The 22,052-nt window shown below is 39.8% G+C and carries 19 protein-coding genes; 15 read left to right on the forward strand and 4 right to left on the reverse strand.

Annotated elements, in window-relative coordinates; genetic code table 11:
* Window positions 1-147: 147 nt before the first annotated feature.
* Both mrcB and hrpB read right to left on the reverse strand, forming a co-directional pair.
* Complete coding sequence (gene mrcB / locus PSF31_RS00865; protein ID WP_096863279.1) at window positions 148-2,670, reverse strand: bifunctional glycosyl transferase/transpeptidase; 2,523 nt, start codon at window positions 2,668-2,670, stop codon at window positions 148-150.
* A gap of 182 nt (window positions 2,671-2,852) precedes the next feature.
* Window positions 2,853-5,312: an ATP-dependent helicase HrpB gene (gene hrpB / locus PSF31_RS00870; RefSeq protein WP_096863280.1), complete on the reverse strand. Its 2,460-nt coding sequence runs from the start codon at window positions 5,310-5,312 to the stop codon at window positions 2,853-2,855.
* Between the two features lie 100 nt (window positions 5,313-5,412).
* Between hrpB and sfsA the strand changes: the two genes are divergently transcribed.
* The 7 genes from sfsA to panD all read left to right on the forward strand — a co-directional run bounded on the left by sfsA (window position 5,413) and on the right by panD (window position 11,719).
* Window positions 5,413-6,123: a DNA/RNA nuclease SfsA gene (gene sfsA / locus PSF31_RS00875; protein WP_004260493.1), complete on the forward strand. Its 711-nt coding sequence runs from the start codon at window positions 5,413-5,415 to the stop codon at window positions 6,121-6,123.
* A 195-nt stretch (window positions 6,124-6,318) separates the two neighbouring features.
* The gene (dksA, locus tag PSF31_RS00880; RefSeq protein ID WP_004260494.1) at window positions 6,319-6,774 is read left to right on the forward strand and encodes an RNA polymerase-binding protein DksA; all 456 of its coding nucleotides are present in this window, start codon (window positions 6,319-6,321) and stop codon (window positions 6,772-6,774) included.
* A gap of 728 nt (window positions 6,775-7,502) precedes the next feature.
* Entirely contained in the window at window positions 7,503-8,849 is a 1,347-nt protein-coding gene (gene pcnB / locus PSF31_RS00885) for a polynucleotide adenylyltransferase PcnB (RefSeq protein WP_206077539.1), read from the forward strand.
* Window positions 8,850-8,866: 17 nt separating this feature from the next.
* A complete protein-coding gene (gene folK / locus PSF31_RS00890) occupies window positions 8,867-9,358 on the forward strand; it encodes a 2-amino-4-hydroxy-6-hydroxymethyldihydropteridine diphosphokinase (protein ID WP_096863281.1) in 492 nt (163 codons plus the stop codon).
* 58 nt (window positions 9,359-9,416) lie between these two features.
* On the forward strand, window positions 9,417-10,208 hold the full coding sequence (gene panB, locus PSF31_RS00895) for a 3-methyl-2-oxobutanoate hydroxymethyltransferase (protein WP_036958292.1): 792 nt from the start codon (window positions 9,417-9,419) through the stop codon (window positions 10,206-10,208).
* 30 nt (window positions 10,209-10,238) lie between these two features.
* Complete coding sequence (panC, locus tag PSF31_RS00900; protein ID WP_096863282.1) at window positions 10,239-11,102, forward strand: pantoate--beta-alanine ligase; 864 nt, start codon at window positions 10,239-10,241, stop codon at window positions 11,100-11,102.
* A 236-nt stretch (window positions 11,103-11,338) separates the two neighbouring features.
* Complete coding sequence (gene panD, locus PSF31_RS00905; protein WP_036958294.1) at window positions 11,339-11,719, forward strand: aspartate 1-decarboxylase; 381 nt, start codon at window positions 11,339-11,341, stop codon at window positions 11,717-11,719.
* A gap of 176 nt (window positions 11,720-11,895) precedes the next feature.
* Here panD and can read toward each other — a convergent pair whose 3' ends face one another.
* Entirely contained in the window at window positions 11,896-12,570 is a 675-nt protein-coding gene (can, locus tag PSF31_RS00910; RefSeq protein ID WP_004260515.1) for a carbonate dehydratase, read from the reverse strand.
* 257 nt (window positions 12,571-12,827) lie between these two features.
* Here can and PSF31_RS00915 point away from each other — a divergent pair, with 257 nt between their 5' ends.
* From PSF31_RS00915 to PSF31_RS00950, 8 genes are all read left to right on the forward strand, one after another.
* Window positions 12,828-13,769, forward strand: a complete 942-nt coding sequence (locus PSF31_RS00915) for an ABC transporter ATP-binding protein (RefSeq protein WP_004260518.1) — start codon at window positions 12,828-12,830, stop codon at window positions 13,767-13,769.
* Window positions 13,766-14,536, forward strand: coding sequence for an ABC transporter permease (locus tag PSF31_RS00920; RefSeq protein WP_004260522.1), 771 nt, complete (start codon window positions 13,766-13,768; stop codon window positions 14,534-14,536). The genes PSF31_RS00915 and PSF31_RS00920 overlap by 4 nt, the downstream gene beginning before the upstream one ends.
* A gap of 748 nt (window positions 14,537-15,284) precedes the next feature.
* A complete protein-coding gene (locus tag PSF31_RS00925) occupies window positions 15,285-15,830 on the forward strand; it encodes a fimbrial protein (RefSeq protein WP_004260526.1) in 546 nt (181 codons plus the stop codon).
* A 49-nt stretch (window positions 15,831-15,879) separates the two neighbouring features.
* Window positions 15,880-16,557, forward strand: a complete 678-nt coding sequence (locus tag PSF31_RS00930; RefSeq protein WP_164561190.1) for a fimbrial biogenesis chaperone — start codon at window positions 15,880-15,882, stop codon at window positions 16,555-16,557.
* A gap of 21 nt (window positions 16,558-16,578) precedes the next feature.
* Window positions 16,579-19,161, forward strand: coding sequence for a fimbria/pilus outer membrane usher protein (locus PSF31_RS00935; protein ID WP_164561191.1), 2,583 nt, complete (start codon window positions 16,579-16,581; stop codon window positions 19,159-19,161).
* Between the two features lie 14 nt (window positions 19,162-19,175).
* Window positions 19,176-20,198 (forward strand): fimbrial protein, encoded by a 1,023-nt coding sequence (locus PSF31_RS00940; RefSeq protein ID WP_096863283.1) that lies wholly within the window; start codon window positions 19,176-19,178, stop codon window positions 20,196-20,198.
* A gap of 16 nt (window positions 20,199-20,214) precedes the next feature.
* The gene (locus PSF31_RS00945) at window positions 20,215-20,763 is read left to right on the forward strand and encodes a fimbrial protein (RefSeq protein WP_164561192.1); all 549 of its coding nucleotides are present in this window, start codon (window positions 20,215-20,217) and stop codon (window positions 20,761-20,763) included.
* Window positions 20,764-20,772: 9 nt separating this feature from the next.
* Window positions 20,773-21,318: a fimbrial protein gene (locus PSF31_RS00950; protein ID WP_096863285.1), complete on the forward strand. Its 546-nt coding sequence runs from the start codon at window positions 20,773-20,775 to the stop codon at window positions 21,316-21,318.
* A 107-nt stretch (window positions 21,319-21,425) separates the two neighbouring features.
* Here the strand turns inward: PSF31_RS00950 and hpt are convergent, their stop codons facing one another.
* The gene (hpt, locus tag PSF31_RS00955) at window positions 21,426-21,962 is read right to left on the reverse strand and encodes a hypoxanthine phosphoribosyltransferase (protein ID WP_004260548.1); all 537 of its coding nucleotides are present in this window, start codon (window positions 21,960-21,962) and stop codon (window positions 21,426-21,428) included.
* Between the last annotated feature and the right edge of the window lie 90 nt (window positions 21,963-22,052).

Genomic DNA, 22,052 nt, shown 5'->3' on the forward strand with positions numbered 1-22,052 from the left:
TAAGCAATTCGCCAACTAATTAATTCTCTAAAGAGTTCGAGTTGTGGCAAGGCGGCAAATAAGGAAATCCCTAGGAGCATACACAAGTATGTGACTAGGGTTGACGAATGAAGCCAACACAGTCACAACTTGAAATATGACGAGAATTTAGGGATTATTGCCAAACATATCCTTAACCCAATCCGGCGCATCATCTTGTTGCTCGCCATTATTACCATTTAAGTCCCAGACCGGGGCTTGCTCTTCTGACGCTTGGCATAACCCTTCTGGGTTATCTGTCCAAATCGGCAACATTCTACCGCCGCCGAAGTTTGAGCAACTTAATTGGCCGTCAGCTGTGACTTGCATATCAACAATGCCCTCTGGTGCACGGTTGATAAGAGCTAATGGAGCTTGGTTCTCTAAGTAGCGTTGGTACACTTTCAGTGCGCCTGTCGCCCCTGTTAATTGTGTTGGGCCGTTATTATCACGGCCAACCCACACGATCGCTACTTCTTTGCCATCAATACCTGCATACCAGCTATCGCGTAGATCGTTAGTTGTCCCTGTTTTACCGGCTAAATTATACTTAGCATATTTGGTCAATAAAACTCTGCCCGTACCTTGTTTAACCACTTGCTGCATACCATACAATGTGAGGTATGCAGCTTGGGAAGGTACTGCTCGCTCAGCTGATGGGTAGCTTTGGTAAATTTCATTGCCATCTCCATCAATAACAGAACGCAATGCAGATAATTTCGCACGATTACCGTCACCACCAATAGTTTGATAAACTTGAGCAACTTCCGCTGGTGTTAGGTTAACTGCACCTAATAACATCGCAGGAACTTTTTCCATCGCAGCCGCAGGAGCTCCTAAGCGTACAAAAGTATTAAACACTTGGTCTAAACCAACCTCTAGCCCTAAGTTTACCGTTGGGATATTTTGTGATTTTGCCAAAGCGTCAACTAACATCATACGGCCGTTGAAATTACGGCTGTAGTTTCTTGGGCTCCAGTTTTGATTCCCGACTTTTACTGTTAGTGGCTCATCTTTTAACCATGTATTTAAGCGAAAACGGTCCGGTTCACTTAGTGCAGCGAGGTATACCGGAGGTTTTGCCAGAGAACCAATGCTACGCCGTGCATTTAACGCACGGTTAAACCCTGAATATTGGGGTTGAGAACCACCAACCATAGCGCGTACTTCGCCATTAATGCGGTCAACTACCACCATTGCCCCTTCTATGTCATCTAATTTACGAGATTTACGTAAATCAGCGACACCATTCTCAACTGCATTTTCAGCCGCAGTTTGAGCCACAGGATCTAGAGTGGTAAAAATTTTCGCACCAGAGAGTTCTTTAACTTTATCGCCCAATTTTTCATTGAGTTCTAAACGAACCATTTGCATAAAGGCAGGTTGAGAAGCCACCAGCCCTTCTTTGTTTTTCACACCAAGAGGCCTTGCACTCAGTACCTGATACATTTCTTGGTCAATCACACCGCGTGTTTCCAAGATTTTCAGTACGATATTACGGCGTTTAATTGCATTTTGTGGCTTAGTCCAAGGGTTATACGTTGACGCCCCTTGCACCATACCGACTAATAACGCCTGTTGATCAAAACTTAGTTCGTTGATTGGACGACCAAAGTAATACAAGCTCGCTAATGGGAAACCACGAATTTCATCATTACCATTTTGGCCTAAAAAGACTTCGTTTAAATACAGCTCTAAAATGCGCTCTTTGCTGTAGTTGTAGTCCAGTAAAACCGCCATGTACGCTTCATTGGCTTTACGTTTTAATGTCCGTTCATTGGTCAAAAAGAGATTTTTGACTAACTGCTGAGTTAAGGTACTTCCCCCTTGAACAGAGCGTCCTGCACTTAAGTTAGCAACAACAGCACGGCCAATAGAGTACAAACTGACCCCATCGTGCTCATAAAAGTTTCGATCTTCGGTTTCTAGTAAGATTTTAACTAAGGACTCAGGGAAATCAGATATCGGTAAAACTAACCGTTGCTCATTATTCGCCGACTGCATCATCGTGATCAGTTTCGGGTCCAAGCGGAAAAAGCCAAATGAGCGGCCGTTTTCCATATTTTCAATTTTGCTCAACGCGTTATTATCAAACACCATACGCGCGAGTATTTGCCCTTCTTTTTGATCAGGGAAATTGAACGGTCGGCGTAAGATTTCGATACTATTACCGCGTACTACAAATTCGCCCGATGTCGTTATTTTACTCACTTTACGGTATTGCATACCTTCAAGCAGGCGAACCATTTCAGCCTGGCTGTAGTCCATGCCCGGTTCAAGATTAACCATCCGGCCGTATACTGCGGCGGGTAAATCCCAAACCTTACCATCGAGACGTTCTTTAATTTGTTGGTTTAAATAAAAACCATATGCCGCGAGTAAAACAGCAAATACGATCATCAGTTTGACTAGCAGCCAAAACCAACGCCATTTACTTTTTACCTTCCGAGGTTTGTTCTTTTTTGAGCCTTTTTTAGCCATTTGCTCTTCTTCATCTTCATCATCGAGATATTGTTCATCAATATCATCATCTTCAAATAAATCTTCATCGTCATAGTCATCGCGGTCTCTACGGCGGCGAGATGAAGACTGTTTTTTCCCAGCAGTTTTTTTATTACGTCTGCCGATCGGTTCAAAATCTTTACCTGACATGGTCACTCCATATCACATGACAAAATAACTTAATAACTCACTAGTTATGCCAGTTTAGTGGTTAATTTTGGCTCATAACCTCAGAGATTTCACCAAAGAAAGCTCTTAATTACATTTCCTTACTCAGGTTAACGCATCGATAGCCTGAATGAGGAAACCCGCTATTAGAGCACAAAAATAGGTTATTTCGCACCCATCATCGCTTTTTTTGTTTGTCTCGTTGGCGCAGTATTTGCAGGGTCATCCGGCCATAAATGCTTTGGATAACGCCCTTTCATCTCTTTTTGTATCTCTTTATAGCTGCCCTGCCAAAATACGCCAAGGTCTTGTGTAATCTGCAATGGCCGCATCGCAGGAGAAAGCAAAGAGAGCGTAATAGGAATTTTCCCTTGTGCTACTGTCGGGTTCGCTTTTTCCCCGTACATTTCTTGCATACGAATAGCTATCACTGGTGGCTTATCTAACGAATAGTGAATACTTACATCATGTAAAGATGGCGCTCGATAGGTCTTCGGAAACATACTTTCTAACCACTGTTGCTGCTGCCAATCTAATCGATTGATTAATAAAGAGACTAAATCAATCTGCTGTAGTTTTTGCTTATTTGTTATGCCATCAAGATAAGGTTCAAGCCATTCATCTAACGAATCTAATAGCGCTATATCATCAAAATCAGGAAAAGCAATATCAGGAAAATGCCGCTTAGCTAGCATGCAGCGAATACACAATTGCAAAGCATCTTCCTGCCAATTTAACTGCTGCAAGCCATTTTGCTTCAACCAATAAACCAGCGCTTGGCAAATCTCAGCCTTATCAGGGTTGCTCAAACGTTCTGATTTCACTACTAATTGGCCACATTGCAAGCGTTTCCAAGCTAATAAGGTCCCTTTTTGTTCATCCCATTCGACCGTTTCTTGAGTGTTAAATAAAGATGGGCAATCTGCTTGTAATCTGTCAATTTCAATAGGATAAGCCAAGGAAATACGCGCATCCGCCATATTTTCGGGTTGCCATAAAGACACCACCATTAACCACGACTCTCCCATTAGTCTATCCGATTCACCCAATATTGCCCCTAAACCACTCGCTAATTGATAGCGATGTTGGTTATCTCGAGATTTCGCAATGCGATCGGGATAACCCACAGCTAACAACGTTGGTAACCACTCACTAATTAGCGCATCTTGCTGACCAATGGTACTCAACACTTTTTGTTCGCAAAGTGCTGATGCTCTCTTGCACCACCCCTCAGTTGGCCTTTCTATATAATAACGAAGATCCGCATCTTGTTGACGAGGAGGTTCCTCGATAATCGCTACCAGCAACGCAGCTAATTGAATAACATGCTGATTTTGGGTTTGTTGTGCCTTACATAGTATTGCCGCTGTTCGCACTGAACTGCCTAACACCGCCATCTGCTGCCCAAAAGGCGTTAACTTACCAGCCACATCAATGGCACCTAATTGATTAAGTAAATTTTTTGCCGCAGATATCGCAGGTTTCGGGGGTAAAGTCAGCCAATTCAGCTGTGCCACGTCGTGACAGCCCCACTGTAATAAAGATAACCATAAGTTGCTTAGGTCACTTTGTGCAATTTCAGCCTCGCTAAATTGAGCCGCACGTTCAGCTTGCTCTTCACTAAATAAGTGCCAACAAACACCTGCTTCTAAACGGCCAGCTCGACCAGCTCGCTGCGCCATCGATGCTTGGCTGATTCGCTGTTTAATGAGTTTTGTCAGTCCTGTTCGTGGGTTGAACTGACCCACTCGTTCAAAACCACTGTCCATCACAAGGCGGATCCCTTCAATCGTTAAACTGGTTTCCGCAATATTGGTGGCTAATACGACCTTTCGCATTCCTTCTGGTGCCAGCTGTATCGCCTGTTGCTGAGCCTGTAGAGATAATGCTCCGTATAAAGGACATAAAAGTATGTCCTCACTTACCATCGAAGCGAGTTCTACTCTTACTTTCTCGATTTCCCCCATACCTGGAAGAAATAATAATAAAGACCCGTGCTCTTGTTGCAATAACTGCCAAGCCGCTAGTGCCACTTCTTTATGAAAGAGTTTATTTGGGTTAATCGGATGATATTCACGTATTACGGGGAACGTACGTCCTTGTGAAGTGATAACTGGAGCATCAGGAAACAACTGATTCAGCCCTTGATCATCCAGTGTCGCTGACATCAATAGAATACGTAAATCTTCACGTAAGGCTTGCTGTGAATCAATTAACAAAGCGAGACCTAAGTCTGCCTGTAAATTTCGTTCATGAAACTCATCTAAAATGACTAAGCCAACCCCTTCAAGCATTGGGTCATTTTGCAGTAAGCGGGTCAGTACGCCTTCTGTCACGACTTCAAGACGCGTGTGACGACTAACTCTAGTTTCAGAGCGCATGCGTAAACCAATGGTATGACCGATATCTTCACCAAGTTGCTGTGCGAGGCGAGCCGCTACTGAACGTGCCGCTAAGCGACGGGGTTCCAACATAATAACCCGCCCATCAATAACCCCACTTTTTAATATTTCTAACGGTAAAACCGTTGATTTACCTGCACCTGTAGGTGCATGAAGCAAAACTTGAGGTGAAGCGACTAACGCGGTAAGTATGTCCTCACAAACTTCGAATATCGGTAACACTGAGGTTATCACTCCATGTATTTAACTTTTACTGTCAGACATTGTAGCATTAGCCTCTTTTGCCAGTAAGCATATTACCGACAACGATAGCGGAGACCCCATGGAATTTGAACCCGCCTTACAACCAGCTACTTTGATTAAGCGTTACAAGCGCTTTTTGGCTGATGTTACTTTACCGAGCGGTGAAGAAATTACAATTCACTGTGCGAATACAGGCGCTATGACAGGTTGTGCTACCCCTGGTGATACCATTTGGTATTCGACGTCCAATAATACAAAACGCAAGTATCCGTATAGTTGGGAGTTAACCCAAACCACAAATGGCCACTTTATTTGCATTAATACCCTTCGTGCGAACCAATTAGTTGCACAAGCCTTAGCCGAAAAACACATTCCAGAATTATCCGAATACAGCGTAATAAAGCCTGAAGTTAAATATGGCACAGAAAATAGCCGAATCGATTTCTATCTCACGCAAAATGGATTACCAGATTGCTTTATCGAAGTAAAATCAGTAACTTTACTAGAAAATAATCAGGGGTTCTTTCCTGATGCAGTGACACTTAGAGGCCAAAAGCATTTAAGAGAGCTCATGCATATTGCGAAAGAAGGAAAAAGAGCCATACTATTGTTTGTTGCTTTACACACAGGTATTCACGTAGCATCTGCAGCGGCACATATTGATAAACAATATGCGCTCTTATTGGAGGAAGCGAGACAAAGTGGTGTTGAAGTGCTTTGTTATCAAGCTGATATAACTGTTCAACAAATGGTGTTAAGTAAGCAGATTCACTTTAACTCTATTAAATAAAGTTTTTTTAACCGTTTTTTATACGAGGCCGCAGAGTTCTGGGCGCTAAAAAGGGAATAAACACGCTCGCCCTCACAGCATTACAAAACTCATTGCAGGAACGATTGCCAAGAGCGCAGTCTTCTGCTATTTATAGCGACCTTAATTTTTCCCCCTTGGGGTTTTTGTAAAATTTGCGTGTGTAGGAGAAGCATTATGCAAGAAGGGCAAAAACGTAAGACATCGTCCTTAAGCATTCTCGCCATTGCTGGGGTTGAACCCTATCATGAAAAAGCTGGCGAAGAGTACATGAACGAGGCCCAGTTGGCGCATTTTAAGCTCATTCTCGAAGCATGGCGCAATCAACTCAGAGATGAAGTGGACCGGACTGTTACTCATATGCAAGATGAGGCAGCTAACTTTCCAGACCCCGTTGATAGAGCCGCTCAGGAAGAAGAATTCAGCCTTGAATTACGTAACCGGGACCGTGAACGTAAACTGATTAAGAAAATCGAAAAAACGCTGAAAAAAGTTGAAGATGACGACTTTGGCTATTGTGAATCATGTGGTGTAGAAATTGGTATCCGCCGTTTGGAAGCCCGTCCTACCGCTGATTTATGTATCGACTGTAAAACATTAGCTGAAATTCGCGAAAAGCAAATGGCTGGCTAGTGTCTATATGGAGTCCTGAACGGCGCATTTTACTGCGCCGTTACAAGGAAACGTTACATTCTGTTATGTTCCACTCAGAGCTTATTCCTTGCGTTAGCTATCACATAAAATCTATCCTTCCCGCATCTTTTTGCCAATTAGTTGGCGATAACGTCCTATCGTGCTCTTTTAAGTAAGATAAACATTTACTTTCACGTAATTTTTACGGAGATAGATTAGGCTGTTATTTAACCCCATAGTTTGAAGTTGAATAATCCTCTAACAACAAAAAAGCGCTTAAAATAAGGCTTCTAAACCTATACTTCTATAGTGAGATCGCTTTTTGAGCTATTATTTTGCGTAAATTTTATTGGTAACGTTTATAATTAGAGATGACTTTTATTCGTTTAACCATTCTCAAAGAAACTTCTGTGAGCTATGATTAGCCGCTTATTTTTGTTTAATGAATATTGGTAATGACATCGAGGTGTACTATTTTTAACCGAGTAGCAAATTTCTGCCGTAATATTTTATCTCGCAATACAGACGCATCCCCTGAAGATGTAGAACAACATCGTGATACTTCGCGAGATATACAGGCAGCCGGTAAAAGGCCAGTCACTCATTCTGCTCATGCGCAAACCGCATCTAAAGAGCAGAACACCGCTCAACCCCATAAAACAGCCCCTATTAAAAAAACGGTTCGTCAATCTCAACGTGCCGATTCAACACCTGAGAAGCGCCCTACAATGACAACCGTAAACGACGAAAATATTACTGTTATCCCGCGTTCCGAACACCCTATTTCGCGGAGTGATATTAGTGACAATGCATTAAAAGTACTGTATCGCTTAAATAAAAGTGGCTTTGAAGCCTACTTAGTTGGTGGCGGTGTACGTGATTTGCTTTTAGGCCAAAAACCTAAAGACTTCGATATAACCACGAACGCAACACCTGAGCAGATCCGCAAATTATTTCGTAATTGCCGTCTAGTTGGTCGTCGTTTCCGTCTAGCCCATATTATGTTTGGCCCCGAAATTATTGAAGTTGCAACTTTCCGTGGCCACCATGACCAAAATGTGTCAGATGACAAAAACTTATCTGCACAAGCGCAAAACGGTATGTTGTTACGCGACAACATCTTTGGTTCTATTGAGGAAGATGCGATTCGTCGGGACTTCACCGTTAATAGCCTATATTACAATATTGAAGACTTCACATTACGTGACTACGTTAATGGTTTGAAAGACCTCAAAGCTGGCGTTATTCGTTTAATTGGTGACCCTGAAACGCGCTATCGTGAAGACCCAGTCAGAATGCTAAGAGCGGTACGTTTTGCCTGCAAATTAAATATGAGCATCGAGCCGAAAACCGCAGAACCAATTTACCAACTCGCTCATTTATTGAGAGAAATTCCATCAGCTCGGTTATTTGAAGAATCACTCAAATTACTCCAAGCAGGCCAAGGTTACGCGACCTATAAAATGCTCAAAAAATATGGTTTATTTGAGCAACTTTTCCCTGTTGTCGCAAGCCGCTTTACTGATAACAGTGATTCGCCAATGGAAAAAATCATTGAGCAAGTCCTTAAAAATACTGACTTCAGACTAAAAAATGATAAGCGTGTTAACCCTGCTTTTTTATTTGCTGTTATGTTATGGTACCCAGTTACTGAGCATGCTGAGAAGCTATCTCAAGAAGGCGGGTTGGCCTATTACGACGCCTTTGCGCTGGCAATGAATGATATTTTAGATGAACAGTGCCGCTCGATTGCGATCCCAAAACGCATTACAACCACTATGCGTGATATTTGGTTATTGCAATTACGCTTACCTCGCCGCCAAGGTCGCCGTGCAAATAAACTGATGGAGCACCCAAAATTCCGTGCAGCGTTTGATTTATTAGAATTAAGAGCCAATGTTGAGCACCGCAACGAGTTACAAGAGTTAGCGTTATGGTGGACTGATTTTCAACAAGCGAATAATATCAAACAGCGTGAAATGATTTCGGAATTAGGTAGTGCCCCTACTCGCCGCCGCCATCGCCCACGTTCATCACAAGGTGGAACCGGCGCGCGCCGGCCGAATAAGTCATAATAGATAGAGAGAATACAATGGAACAAGTCTATATTGCTGTAGGAAGTAACCTTGGTGAGCCGCTGCTACAGGCACAGCAAGCTATTGCAGCATTAGATGCTATTCCTAATAGCCGCGTTGTTTCTACCTCTTCTGTTTATCGAACCAAACCATTAGGCCCACAGGACCAGCCAGATTTTTTGAATCTGGCTGTGCTACTAGAAACAAACCTTGAGCCTGAAGTTCTTCTTAACCATACACAAAAAATCGAACTTGAGCTTGGCCGTGTACGCAAAGAGGAACGTTGGGGGCCACGAACGCTTGACCTCGATATCATGCTTTTTGGTAACCGTATCATCAATACTGAACGGTTAATCGTTCCACATTATGGGCTAAAAGAGCGTGAGTTTATGTTGTATCCGCTTAGCGAAATCGCCCCTTCCCTTGTTTTTCCTGATGGCGAAAAGCTTTCAGAAAGACTCACACAAGTCCCTCGAAATGGCCTAACGTTTTGGGATATTCCAGCCTAAAATGTTCAACCTCTTATGAGGTATGGTCGCAGGGAGATCATTTCCGGAGGTTATTATAATGAAACCAATTTCTCTGGCTGATTTATGTCAGTTTAAAAAAGACAAACACAAATTTGCAACCATGACAGCCTATGACTCAAGCTTTGCTCAATTATTTTATGAGCAAGGTATTCAGGTGATGCTCGTTGGAGACTCACTGGGAATGACGATCCAAGGTGAATCATCTACTTTACCTGTGACCGTCGAGCAAATTGCTTACCACACCCGATGCGTTCGCAAAGGTGCACCAAACGCCTTCATTATTGCAGATATGCCATTCATGAGTTACGCCACACCAGAACAAGCTTGTTCTAATGCAGCAATTTTGATGCAAGCTGGTGCAAACATGGTGAAAATTGAGGGTGGCAGCTGGTTATGTGATACCGTAAAAATGCTAGGAGAACGCTCTGTTCCTGTGTGTGGTCATCTCGGTTTAACACCTCAAGCCGTGAACGTTCTTGGCGGTTATAAAGTCCAAGGACGCGATGAGGTCACGGCAAATCAATTACTCAAAGATGCAATTGCATTAGAAAATGCAGGTATCCAATTATTGGTTCTCGAATGTGTTCCAACTGCCTTAGCAAGTCATGTTTCTGAAGAACTGCTATTACCGGTGATTGGTATTGGCGCAGGAAATGGAACTGATGGACAAATCCTTGTTATGCATGATGCACTGGGTATTACCGCACGAGCGCCTAAATTTGCTAAAAACTTTTTAGCTCAAGCAGGCAACCTTCATGATGCTATTCGTATGTATATCCAAGAAGTGGAAGATGGCATTTACCCAAGTGAAGCACATTCTTTTTCTTAATTGATGCCAGTAATTATAAGGAACACACGTATGCTTATCGTTGAAACGGCACTTATCTTACGCCGTGAAATTCGTCGTTGGAAACAAGAAGGTAAACGTATTGCACTTGTCCCAACGATGGGTAATTTACACGATGGTCACTTAACACTCATTGACCAAGCGAAAAAACAGGCTGATATTGTGATTGCCAGTGTATTCGTGAACCCAATGCAATTTGATAGGCAATCTGATTTAGCCAATTACCCACGAACTTTGCAAGAAGATTGCGAAAAATTAAAGCGTCGTGATATCAATTTAGTTTTTGCACCTTCCCCGCAAGAATTCTACCCAGAAGGGATGGAAAAACAGACTTTTGTTGAAGTTCCTGAGTTATCGACCATGTTAGAAGGCGCAAGCCGTCCCGGCCATTTTAGAGGTGTCGCAACGGTTATCACTAAGCTGTTCAACTTAGTTCAGCCAGATATTGCCTTGTTTGGTGAAAAAGATTACCAACAGTTGCAATTAATTCGCAAATTAGTTTCTGACTTATCATTTGATACTCAAATTGTTAGTGTCCCAACGGTTAGAGCTAAAAATGGCCTAGCACTGAGTTCACGTAACAATAATTTGTCAGCAGAAGAGCTAAAAATAGCGCCTAAGCTGTATCAAATTATGCAACAAGCGGGTGAAAAATTAGTGGCTGAACCTAGCGCATCTGAGGTTATTATTGAAGAGATGAATAATAGCTTACGTGAAACGGGCTTTACCCCTGATGAGCTATTTATTCGCGATGCAGAGACGTTGTTACCACTTGGTGACTCCAGTAAACGCGCGGTTATTTTAATGGCTGCATGGTTAGGTCAAACGCGTCTTATTGACAATTTACAAGTTGACCTGCAACGCGATATTGCATAAAACAATAAGACTTATAACACTATCACAGCAACCATCTTGCTGCGTTGCTAAGCCTGTTACGACTTATATACACGTAGTCAACAACGCTGCAGTTTTGAAGGCACTATGATTTTATTCAAAGTCATTCAGATTGCAGCTAGGCGGCAAGTAAGTGAGTCCCTAGGAGCATACATAAGTATGTGACTAGGGCGAACGCACGTAGTCAACAACGCTGCAATTTGAAGGACGAAGAAGAAATGTTAAGAAGAATGTTACAAGGTAAACTCCATCGCGTCACAGTCACACAGGCAGACCTACACTACGAAGGGTCATGTGCGATTGATCAGAACTTCATGGATGCTGCTGGTATCCTTGAATATGAAGCCATTGATATCTATAACGTCGATAATGGTGAGCGTTTTTCAACCTACGCGATTTCTGGCGAACGCGGTTCAAAAATTATCTCAGTAAATGGTGCTGCTGCACGCCGTGCCGCGGTAGGCGATAAACTCATTATTTGTTCATATGTACAAATTGACGATGAAGATGCGCGCACGCATAAACCGAAGGTTGCTTATTTTGATGAAAACAATGTCATGAGCAGGGTGGCTAAAGCGGTGCCTGTACAAGTCGCTTAATATAAGAAAGCACCCTTCTATGGCGCTTGAGATTGTTGATAAAGCGGGATAAATACCTATTTTTCCCGCTTTGTTTTATCAGCCCAAAATCAATAAGTTGGTTTTTTTGGGGTTTACTTTAAAACTTGCTCTAATTGCTGATGACATAATAGGTTTACCAGCAATCAGAGGGCAATTTAGCAATCCTTTTTACTTAAATTATTTTTTTGCGTTAATGTCGCAATTGCTTCACGATAACAAAGTTCAAGTTTTTCTCTGCTATCCGCCGTAATATGAAGGTCTTGCAATCGGCCATTGTTAATACCGTAGACCCAACCGTGGATCATGACTTTTTGACCGCGTTTCCACGCTGATTGCATAATGGTAGAGTGGCCTAAATTATAAACTTGTTCCACAACATTTAGTTCACATAAACGGTTAAGTCGCTCGCAAGGTTTTAATTCACCTAACATAGAGCTGTGTCTGTACCAAATATCACGTATGTGTAATAACCAATTATTGATTAAGCCGAGTTCGGTATTATCAACAGCCGCTTCAATACCACCACAACCATAGTGACCACAAATAATGATGTGCTCAACTTGTAAGACATCAACGGCATATTGAATAACAGATAAACAATTAAGATCCGTGTGGATAACTAAATTAGCAACATTACGGTGAACAAAAAGGTCGCCAGGTGCTGCGTTAATTAGCTTTTCTGCAGGTACTCGACTGTCTGAGCAGCCTATCCATAAGAATCTTGGCTTTTGCGCTTTTGATAATTCTTTGAAGAATTCAGGATCTTGCTCTTTTACTGATGCTGACCATGCTTCATTGTTAGCAAACAGTTCTTCTATTTTTCTCATCATGACTTATAGCCTAATTGTGTTACTTTGCGATAAAATCTTATACAGCATTTATTGATTAATTAATAATTAGTTATACTAATTTTAATGCCCTTATGATGAACCTCTCCTTTAGACAAAACAACCCTAAATTAGTAACATATTGAATTATCTTAGATAAATTAATTATCTCTTTTCTGCATAACATAGGACAGAAAAAAGTGGCATCATTAGGATATATTGCCGCCAAACTATCTTAAGAATAAAGGTTTTTTTTACATATGACATATGCACTTGAATTATCGCAGTTAACCAAAACCTACCCCGGTGGTGTAAGAGCCTTGCGAGGAATCGACTTAAGCGTTGAAGATGGCGATTTTTATGCTTTGCTAGGACCAAATGGTGCAGGTAAATCAACTACAATCGGGATTATCAGCTCATTAGTGAATAAAACGAGTGGGAGTGTAAAAGTTTTTGGTTATGATTTAGAAAAGCAAGTTGTACAAGCAAAACAACAACTTGGTTTAGTGCCTCAAGAATTCAATTTCAACCCTTTTGAGACAGTACTACAAATCGTCCTTAACCAAGCGGGTTACTATGGAGTCACTCGTTCAGTTGCTGTAGAACGTGCCGAACAGTATCTGACTCAACTTGATTTATGGGAAAAACGCAATGAGCGTGCCCGCAATCTATCAGGTGGAATGAAACGCCGTTTAATGATTGCTCGTGCTTTAATGCACCAACCAAAATTATTAATACTCGATGAGCCAACAGCAGGAGTGGATATCGAGTTACGTCGTTCTATGTGGACATTTTTGAAGAATCTAAACGCTCAAGGGACGACAATCATTTTAACAACTCACTATTTAGAAGAAGCTGAAATGCTGTGCCGTAATATTGGTATTATTCAACATGGTGAGCTAGTTGAAAATACAAGTATGAAACAACTACTTAGCCAACTAGAATCAGAAACTTTTATTTTTGATCTAATGCCCAAAAGTCCTGTTCCTCAATTATTAGGGTATGAATCTCGTTTGATAGACACATCAACACTTGAAGTGGATGTAAAAAGAGAGCAAGGCCTAAATAGTGTTTTTAGCCAATTCAGCGAGCAAGGTGTACAAATTTTAAGTATGCGTAATAAAGCGAACCGTTTGGAAGAGTTATTTGTTAATTTAGTCAAAAAAGAAAGCCATGCGGCCGAGAAGGAGATTGTAAAATGATCTCATTGTACTGGGTAGCATTAAAAACTATTTGGATAAAAGAAGTCACTCGATTTGGTCGTATCTGGGTACAAACCTTATTACCACCAGTCATTACAATGTCACTATACTTTGTCATTTTTGGTAATTTAATTGGCTCAAGAATTGGTGATATGGGTGGTGTGGACTATATGCAATTTATAGTTCCGGGGTTAATCATGATGGCAGTTATCACTAACTCTTACTCTAATGTCTGCTCTTCATTTTTTGGTTCTAAATTTCAAAAGAATATTGAAGAGTTGCTGGTTGCACCTGTTCCAACACACATAATTATTGCTGGTTTTGTTGGTGGAGGTGTTGCTCGTGGGATTCTAGTTGGTTTTTTAGTCACGTTAGTGTCACTATTTTTTATTCCACTACAAGTCCATTCATGGGTTATGGTTGTAGTAACCTTGTTGCTAACCGCTATTGTATTTTCACTTGCTGGGCTATTAAATGCAATTTTTGCTAAGACGTTTGATGATATCAGTATCGTTCCTACTTTTGTCCTAACACCGTTAACTTATTTAGGTGGTGTCTTTTATTCGCTATCCTTATTACCGCCAGTTTGGCAGGCTATATCTAAATTAAACCCTATCGTGTATATGATTAGTGGATTTAGATATGGATTCCTAGGTATTGCAGATGTATCAATCGCAATTACTCTTGGTGTACTGATGATTTTCTTGATAGTTTTTTATTTACTAACTTGGTATTTGATTGAACAAGGTAGAGGATTACGCAGTTAATTTAGCCTAGGTTATAAATAATAAAAAGGTCATATCTATCGTTGTCATTCAGCTAATTAGATATGGCCTTTTATTTTTAAGTGAAATCACTTAATCAAGCAAAGAATATTCTCGATAAAAAATCAAAACTAAAGTAAATTTAATAAAAAATTATATATTAAAGAGAGTTTACTACCCCTTTAATTTAAACCATAAATAGTTTCTTATTGAAAACATTAAAATTCATGGTCTTATCATTCATTTTATTTACCTGGAAAAGGTAAAAATAAAAAGATGATTTTATAGCACTGCCAGATCATATCTTATGAGTTTTCACATCTCCTCTACAGCAAATAAGCTTTAAACACCTAAAATACCAACTTTGTAAATTTTTAACACCACGCATCTCGTATAATAAGAATATTGGCCTGCATATATCCGTTAAATTATATTTCAAACGAAATACAATGTTACAGTTACTTAAATAATATTTAAATTTAATTTTAATATGATTGTTATCGTTAACAGTTAAGAAAATATCAATCTATTGGATTATTCATCTATATTATTAACTTAAAAGTGTTGTTTCAAGGTTAAACATCACAATCTAAGTAAAATACTTAAAATTACTCGTTTAATGGATTTACTTTAAAAACACTAATATAATTTTGATGTGTGAAATATATGGGATAATAGTTATTAAAAAATAACTTAGTCATCTAACCTGAATATAATTAATGATTCTTTACTAGATAGATAAGAGGTTCCTATGATTTTTAAAAAGTCAGTATTAATGGCATCAATTATTATGGTTTCATTATCAAGTGTGGCACATGCTGCAATTGATAGCGGTAATGCTAAAGGCACCATAAACTTCAAAGGTCAATTTATTGATACGACTTGTACTATTGAAGTTAATAATACAAACAAAAATGAAGGTGTAGTGCAACTTGGCACTTGGATGACTAACACCTTCGATAAAGTCGGTGAATTAACTGATGCAGTTCCTTTAACAATAGGCTTGAGTGGCTGCCCTGCAACATTAGCACGTGCTCGCGTCACCTTCGGAGGAACCGCACACCCAGATAACAACCAATTATATGCTGTCAATGAGGCTGAAGGTGTTGGTATTGGTATTTCTGGTGATGTTAACGGAACAAATTTCTATACTCCAGACACAGAAGCTGATGGTATTGATTTGAAAGGTAATAGTGGCGAAAAAACATATTATGCGCGTTACGTTACAACCGCAAATGAAGTTACTGCTGGTAAAGCAAACGCTGACGTTACTGTCACTATTCAATATAACCAATAGTTCACTGAATTAAGGGAACATTCGTTCCCTCTTTTTATAGGGGAAAATTTTGAAAAAGCATCTCATTTCATTAGCGCTTTTATTTATGACGACTCTTAATGCAAACGCCAGTGTTATTTTAGGTGGCACTCGTGTTATTTATGAAGGCAATAAGAAAGAAGCTTCAATTTCAGTGAGAAATGATGACAAAACACCTTATCTTGTACAATCTTGGGTAAATAATTTTAATAATAATGATAAGCAAAAAGTACCGTTTACTGTAACTCCTCCACTTTTTCGCATTGAACCTGAATCAGCCAATGCTATTCGAATTGTTTTAACAGATTCTCAGTTACCCTCTGATAAAGAATCAGTTTATTGGCTAAATGTTAAATCAATTCCACCATCTGACCCAAATGCAACAAATAATTTAACGATTTCAATTAATAACAAGATTAAATTATTTTATCGCCCTGCAGATTTACCAACAGCAGAAGCATTAATTGCGTATGAAAAATTAACCTTTAAAAAACAAGGAAGCTATTTAAAAGCAAATAATCCAACGCCTTATTATGTTTCATTCGGGGAGTTGAAGGTTGGTAATAACGAAATTGCAGAACCAGGCATGGTCCCTCCTCTGGGCGAAGCGTCATGGAATATTTCGGGAACTCAAGCAAACCAAGTTACTTGGAGTGCAATTAATGACCATGGAACGATAACGAAAGCGAAAACTCAGACATTAAAATAATCAGTTGGAAGAACATTCATTATGCGCTGCATTTCAAGAAAGCAACATCCATTAAATCGTCATTATGACGCGATAACCGATTTGCATAATGGGGTAACTTATTTTCGATTAAAAAAAATATGTCAGGTAGTAACTGCAATAATTTTGGCTGGAATAAGCATTAGTCATGTATCTGCAGAAGATTATTTTAGTCCTAGCTCACTCAGCGTCATTGATGGCCAAAATATTGCAGATCTACCTAATTTAGACCAGTTTGCTAACCCTGGAGGCCAGTTAGCGGGAGAATATCATGTCGATATTATCGTAAATGGTATTTTAATGGATTCTAAGGTTATCGAATTTATTAAGGATGATAAATCAAGCCAGTTAATTCCACGCATAACAAAAGAAGAATTAGCACTTTGGGGAGTTAAAGTTAATTCTATTCCAGCATTGGCTGCACTTTCTGCTGGGCAATATATAGGCCCAATAGGCGAATATATACCCGAGGCAAAATCTACGCTTGAATTGAATCAACAGAAGCTGAATATCTCAATACCTCAAATTGCTATGAATAAACAAGCATTAGGTACTGTTCCCGTTAGTCAGTGGGAAAATGGTGTTCCTGCTTTAATCTTAAATTATTATTATAGTGGCTCAAACAATTGGAGTCGTAATAACGCCAAAGATACAAACTCTCATTATTTCAACCTTCGTAGCACTGGAAATCTAGGCCCATGGCGTTTAAAAAACTATTCGACTTATACGGATAATAGTGGAGAACGCGAATGGAACAACATTGAGACTAGCTTAGAAAGAGGGATTAATTTCTTAAAATCTCAATTAGTGATTGGTGACACCGCGACACCAAGTGAGATTTTTGATGGTTTTCAATTCCGTGGTATTCAATTACAAAGTGATGAATCCATGCTACCTAGTTCAATGAGAGGTTTTGCTCCCATTATTAGGGGAATAGCTCAAAGTAACGCAGAAGTTACGATTAAACAAAATAACTATGTTATTTATCAATCCTATGTCTCTCCAGGTGCATTTGAAATTGATGATTTATACCCAACAGGGACTAGCGGTGACTTAACCGTTATAATTAAAGAAGCGGATGGTACTGAACGCTCATTTACTGTTCCGTTCTCATCAATTGCTATTATGCAGCGAGAAGGGCAACTCAAGTATTCATTAACGGGGGGAAAATATAAATCTAATGCCTCCGGTGAAGTAGAACCTGATTTCCTGCAAAGTACGTTTATTTATGGGTTACCAAAAGGTATTACTGGGTATGTTGGAACTTTACTATCAAAAAATTACCAATCTTATGCGATAGGAATGGGAATTAATTTAGGTAGCTTGGGAGCACTATCGGCTGATGTTACACAAGCAAATAGCCAAAATTTATTAGGGAAAGAAGATACCGACAGTGGGCAGTCATATCGTTTTCAATACTCCAAAAACGTGACCTCGACTGGTACATCTGTAACTTTAGCTAACTATCGTTACTCAACGGAAGGATTTTATTCATTCAGTGAAGCTAACAGTAATCAACCTAAAATATATCGCGATAATAAAAAAAATCGCTTTCAAATCTCACTAAATCAGTCACTAAATGAATTCGGTAATATTTATTTTTCTAGTTATCAGCAAGATTATTGGAACCGTTCGGGTAAAGAACGCTCATTAAATGCAGGTTATAACAAAAGCTTTGATGGGATCACTTATAACTTTAATTACAGTTATTCTGATAGTGCTTATCAACGTAAAGCTGATAATTACTTCTCTTTTTCAGTTTCTATTCCACTTAATAATACATCCGGCAATTACACATCGATAAATAGTAGTATTACAGCGGATAACAGCGGCAATGCAGACGCAATGATGGGAGTAAGTGGTACTCTTGGCGAAAAAAATAATATTAATTACGCTGTTCAGCAGTCATATGGAAATAAAGAAACTCGTGGTAGTGGAAATGCCTCGGCATCTTATCGAGGAAGTTACGGTGTTGCTAATGCGGCCTATGGTTATGATAGATATTCACAGCGAGCAAACTACGGTTTAACAGGGGCGGTTGTTGCTCATCCATATGGCATCACTTTAGCTCAGCCTATCTATGATTCTTTCGCGATTATTCGAGCTCCGGGTGCGGAAAATGTGCAAGTTTTAAATCGAGCTAATATTTCAACCGATTCTCGAGGTTACGCAATTGTGCCTTATCTCAACCCTTATACTAAAAATGAAATATCCCTCAACATTGACTCTTTACCTGAAAATGTTGAATTAAAAACCAATACAGTTAATGCGGTACCAACAAAAGGTGCCGCAATTTTGGCAAGCTACCAAACTCATGTCGGTTACCGATTATTATTTAATGTTACTCATAATGGAAAACCAGTGCCTTTCGGTGCAATGGCCCAATTCGCTCAAAGTGATGACCAAAATATGAGCTCAGGTATTGTCGGTGATAATGGTGATGTGTATCTCAGTGGGATGCCAGAGCAAGGGCGACTACAAATTAAATGGGGTAAAAACCAAGAAGATCAGTGTGTTGCCGAATATAAATTAACCGCTGAACACTTGAAGCATCATTTACCCATATTGCCCGTCAACTGCCAATAAAATAGGTTTTGAATATGAATATAAAACAAATTATTGCTTTGGTTGGTATTACCTTGTTTTCACTTAACGCGCTCAGTGTCGGGCAGTTTCGTATCAATTTAGGGGATTTAGAAATTGATACGGCAGCTCATAAACTTCCCCGTGAAGCGATATTGGGTAATGGCTGGAAGCAATTTGAATCTACAGGGAATCAAGAATTATGTGTTGCTGAAGGGCCGGGAAACTTTAATTTTACTCCTCAAGTAAATAGCCAACCCGTAGGAATGGTGATTAATGATGGATCAGGGAGTTACCCCGTTTTTAGCACTGGCATTAATGGCGTGGGTTATGTCATGGCATTAAGGCAAAAAGGAACGAGCCAATGGTATCCATTAACAGGAAATAATAGCGAAATTAGTGCCATTGATGGCTCATCATCGCTACAACTTGAAACACGAATGATGTATGTCAAAACCGTTCAAGGAGATATTGAAGGAACGGATAAAGCTGCTACACATTTTAATCCAGTCAAAGTGCAATGCAGTGGTGATATGAATTGGATCTCATCAGTAGGAGAAATATTGCCTGCATCAACATTGATTTCATGGGCACAACGCACTTGTGCAGTTTCATCAGTTCGACAATCGGTCGACCTCGGCGTCCATGACATCGCTAAAGTTCGCTCGTTAAATATAGGAGATACCTTTGGCCATGCTCAACAGTCGATTACGATTAACTGCCCTGCCATCATGTCTGTAGCCTACACCGTAGCTGATAACTTGCATCCAAGTAATATAAATACAGATATTATTTATTTAGAAAATGAAAGCGAAAACCCTGGGTTTGCGGTGCGAGTATACGAAGCGGGTCAATCTTCCCCATTGAAATTAGGAGGAGACCGTACCTTATCCAACAATTATGTCTATTCCTTGCTGGATAAAGCAAGTCTGAGCCCCATTGTCACAAAAACATTTGAATTCAGATATGTCAAAACATCAAATGAAGTGAAGGCAACTCATGGTAATGCACAGGTTACGGTTACCCTTGTGTATAAATAATCAAGGGTCATTATTTATGAAACATAATTTAAATCTATTTGTACTGTTTTTTATATCTCTAATGCCAATAAATGTGATGGCTGTGGATGCCTATATCAAGGTGAATTTCACAGGTTCGATTAAAGGTGAAACGTGTAGCATATCTTCTGCTGCGCAAGGTGTTGATTTAGGAATGTGGTTTTTAGAAGGTGATGGAAGCAACTTCCCTCGTAACTCAGTGACGGATTGGGTGGAATTTGATTTGGTTTTTAATTGTTCAACAGTAAATCGACAAGTGAGTGGCGCCTTAGAAGGAACTCCTGCTGCACTAGATAGAAAGCTATTTGAGTTGGATCAAACTGAAGGTTCAGCGAGCGGAATGGCAATTCAAGTTGAAGCTTATTCACCCGAGCGCAAACGTTGGGAAGCAAAAAATGCAAATGAAGTCAGCACCTTAATTAGTGCGGCAGGGACAACTTCAGGAACTAATACAGTTCAATTGCGCGCACGCTATAAGCAATTAGCAAATAGCGCAACACCAGGTACGGCAAATGCCTCTATTACATTCGTTGTACGAAATAATTAAGGGGAAGCAATGAATAAAAAAATTCAATATACAATTCATTGCCTTGTAACAATGATTTTATTTTTTTCTGTTAAATCATTTGGTTACGATGCCATTTTTAATATTACAGGGCGAGTGTCTTCTAATACCTGCTCCGTCCAATCATCAAGAATACAAAATGTTCATCTTGGTGATTATACTATTGGTCAGTCCGGCTTTGGCAGTGGTGTCAACACGCAAAGCAAAGATGTGAGATGGCAGATTGATTTTGATTGCGATAAAGACACTAAAATTAATATTGCTCTTCAAGGACGTCAATATTCAGGTTCTAACACAGTTCTAGATATAGATAACTCTTCTGATAGAGCCAGAGGTGTTGGAATAAGAATAGAATACAGTAATGACCGAACGTTGTGGTATAGGATGGGAATAGGTGGCCGAGGCACTTTGGTTTCCCCGTCAAATGTTGACGGAAAACTATCGATATACTTTAACTCGTATTATATACAAATGGAAAAAACGATTCTTCCAGGTAAAGCCAATGCGACTATGGACGTAGAAGTGACTTACGAATAATAGAAAAACGCCCTACTGTGGCGCTCAGCACACTGCTAAACCTATTATGTGTGGTGACAACAAGAAGGACCGCTAAACGCGGCTCTTCTTTATAAGGTCACCAAATATTATTCTTCAAGTAACGTTACATGACCAATATAAGGCAGATGACGATATTGTTGAGCGTAGTCGATACCGTAACCCACCACAAATTTGTCTTCAATAGAATAACCAATCCACTCAACAGGAACCTGCACTTCGCGACGTGAAGGTTTATCCAGTAATGTACAAATAGCGACAGATTTAGGGCCACGTAATTCGAAAATTTCACGAACTTTATTTAAAGTATTACCAGAGTCGATAATATCTTCAACGATTAATACGTGTTTATCACGGATATCTTCGTCCAAATCTTTGACAATTTTAACATCACGGCTCGATGTCATCGCATTGCCATAACTTGAAACAGTCATAAAATCGACTTCATGAGGAACATCAATCTTACGGCATAAATCAGCCATAAAAATAAATGAACCTTTCAGCAAGCCAACAAGGACTAATTCACCATCAAGCTTTTGATAATGAGCACTAATTTTATCAGCTAATTCACTAATTCGTTGAGCAATCTCTTCTTCAGAGATCATCACTTCAAGGGTATGTTTCATCTTCTATTACGCATCTATGGGAATGGAAAGCACGTAATTTTAACATAGGCAGCACGCATATACTAATAAAGGAAAATACAGTGCTAAAAT

It is taken from the genome of Providencia sp. PROV156, assembly GCF_028480905.1.
In the GTDB taxonomy this organism is placed as follows: Bacteria; Pseudomonadota; Gammaproteobacteria; order Enterobacterales; family Enterobacteriaceae; genus Providencia; species Providencia hangzhouensis.

What these genes read in the sequence shown, in the direction of transcription:
- mrcB (WP_096863279.1), bottom strand. Translation starts at nt 2,670, where the DNA reads ATGTCAGGTAAAGATTTTGAACCGATCGGCAGACGTAATAAAAAAACT.
- sfsA (WP_004260493.1), top strand. Translation starts at nt 5,413, where the DNA reads ATGGAATTTGAACCCGCCTTACAACCAGCTACTTTGATTAAGCGTTAC.
- dksA (WP_004260494.1), top strand. Translation starts at nt 6,319, where the DNA reads ATGCAAGAAGGGCAAAAACGTAAGACATCGTCCTTAAGCATTCTCGCC.
- pcnB (WP_206077539.1), top strand. Translation starts at nt 7,503, where the DNA reads ATGACAACCGTAAACGACGAAAATATTACTGTTATCCCGCGTTCCGAA.
- folK (WP_096863281.1), top strand. Translation starts at nt 8,867, where the DNA reads ATGGAACAAGTCTATATTGCTGTAGGAAGTAACCTTGGTGAGCCGCTG.
- panB (WP_036958292.1), top strand. Translation starts at nt 9,417, where the DNA reads ATGAAACCAATTTCTCTGGCTGATTTATGTCAGTTTAAAAAAGACAAA.
- panC (WP_096863282.1), top strand. Translation starts at nt 10,239, where the DNA reads ATGCTTATCGTTGAAACGGCACTTATCTTACGCCGTGAAATTCGTCGT.
- panD (WP_036958294.1), top strand. Translation starts at nt 11,339, where the DNA reads ATGTTAAGAAGAATGTTACAAGGTAAACTCCATCGCGTCACAGTCACA.
- can (WP_004260515.1), bottom strand. Translation starts at nt 12,570, where the DNA reads ATGATGAGAAAAATAGAAGAACTGTTTGCTAACAATGAAGCATGGTCA.
- PSF31_RS00915 (WP_004260518.1), top strand. Translation starts at nt 12,828, where the DNA reads ATGACATATGCACTTGAATTATCGCAGTTAACCAAAACCTACCCCGGT.
- PSF31_RS00920 (WP_004260522.1), top strand. Translation starts at nt 13,766, where the DNA reads ATGATCTCATTGTACTGGGTAGCATTAAAAACTATTTGGATAAAAGAA.
- PSF31_RS00925 (WP_004260526.1), top strand. Translation starts at nt 15,285, where the DNA reads ATGATTTTTAAAAAGTCAGTATTAATGGCATCAATTATTATGGTTTCA.
- PSF31_RS00935 (WP_164561191.1), top strand. Translation starts at nt 16,579, where the DNA reads ATGCGCTGCATTTCAAGAAAGCAACATCCATTAAATCGTCATTATGAC.
- PSF31_RS00940 (WP_096863283.1), top strand. Translation starts at nt 19,176, where the DNA reads ATGAATATAAAACAAATTATTGCTTTGGTTGGTATTACCTTGTTTTCA.
- PSF31_RS00945 (WP_164561192.1), top strand. Translation starts at nt 20,215, where the DNA reads ATGAAACATAATTTAAATCTATTTGTACTGTTTTTTATATCTCTAATG.
- PSF31_RS00950 (WP_096863285.1), top strand. Translation starts at nt 20,773, where the DNA reads ATGAATAAAAAAATTCAATATACAATTCATTGCCTTGTAACAATGATT.
- hpt (WP_004260548.1), bottom strand. Translation starts at nt 21,962, where the DNA reads ATGAAACATACCCTTGAAGTGATGATCTCTGAAGAAGAGATTGCTCAA.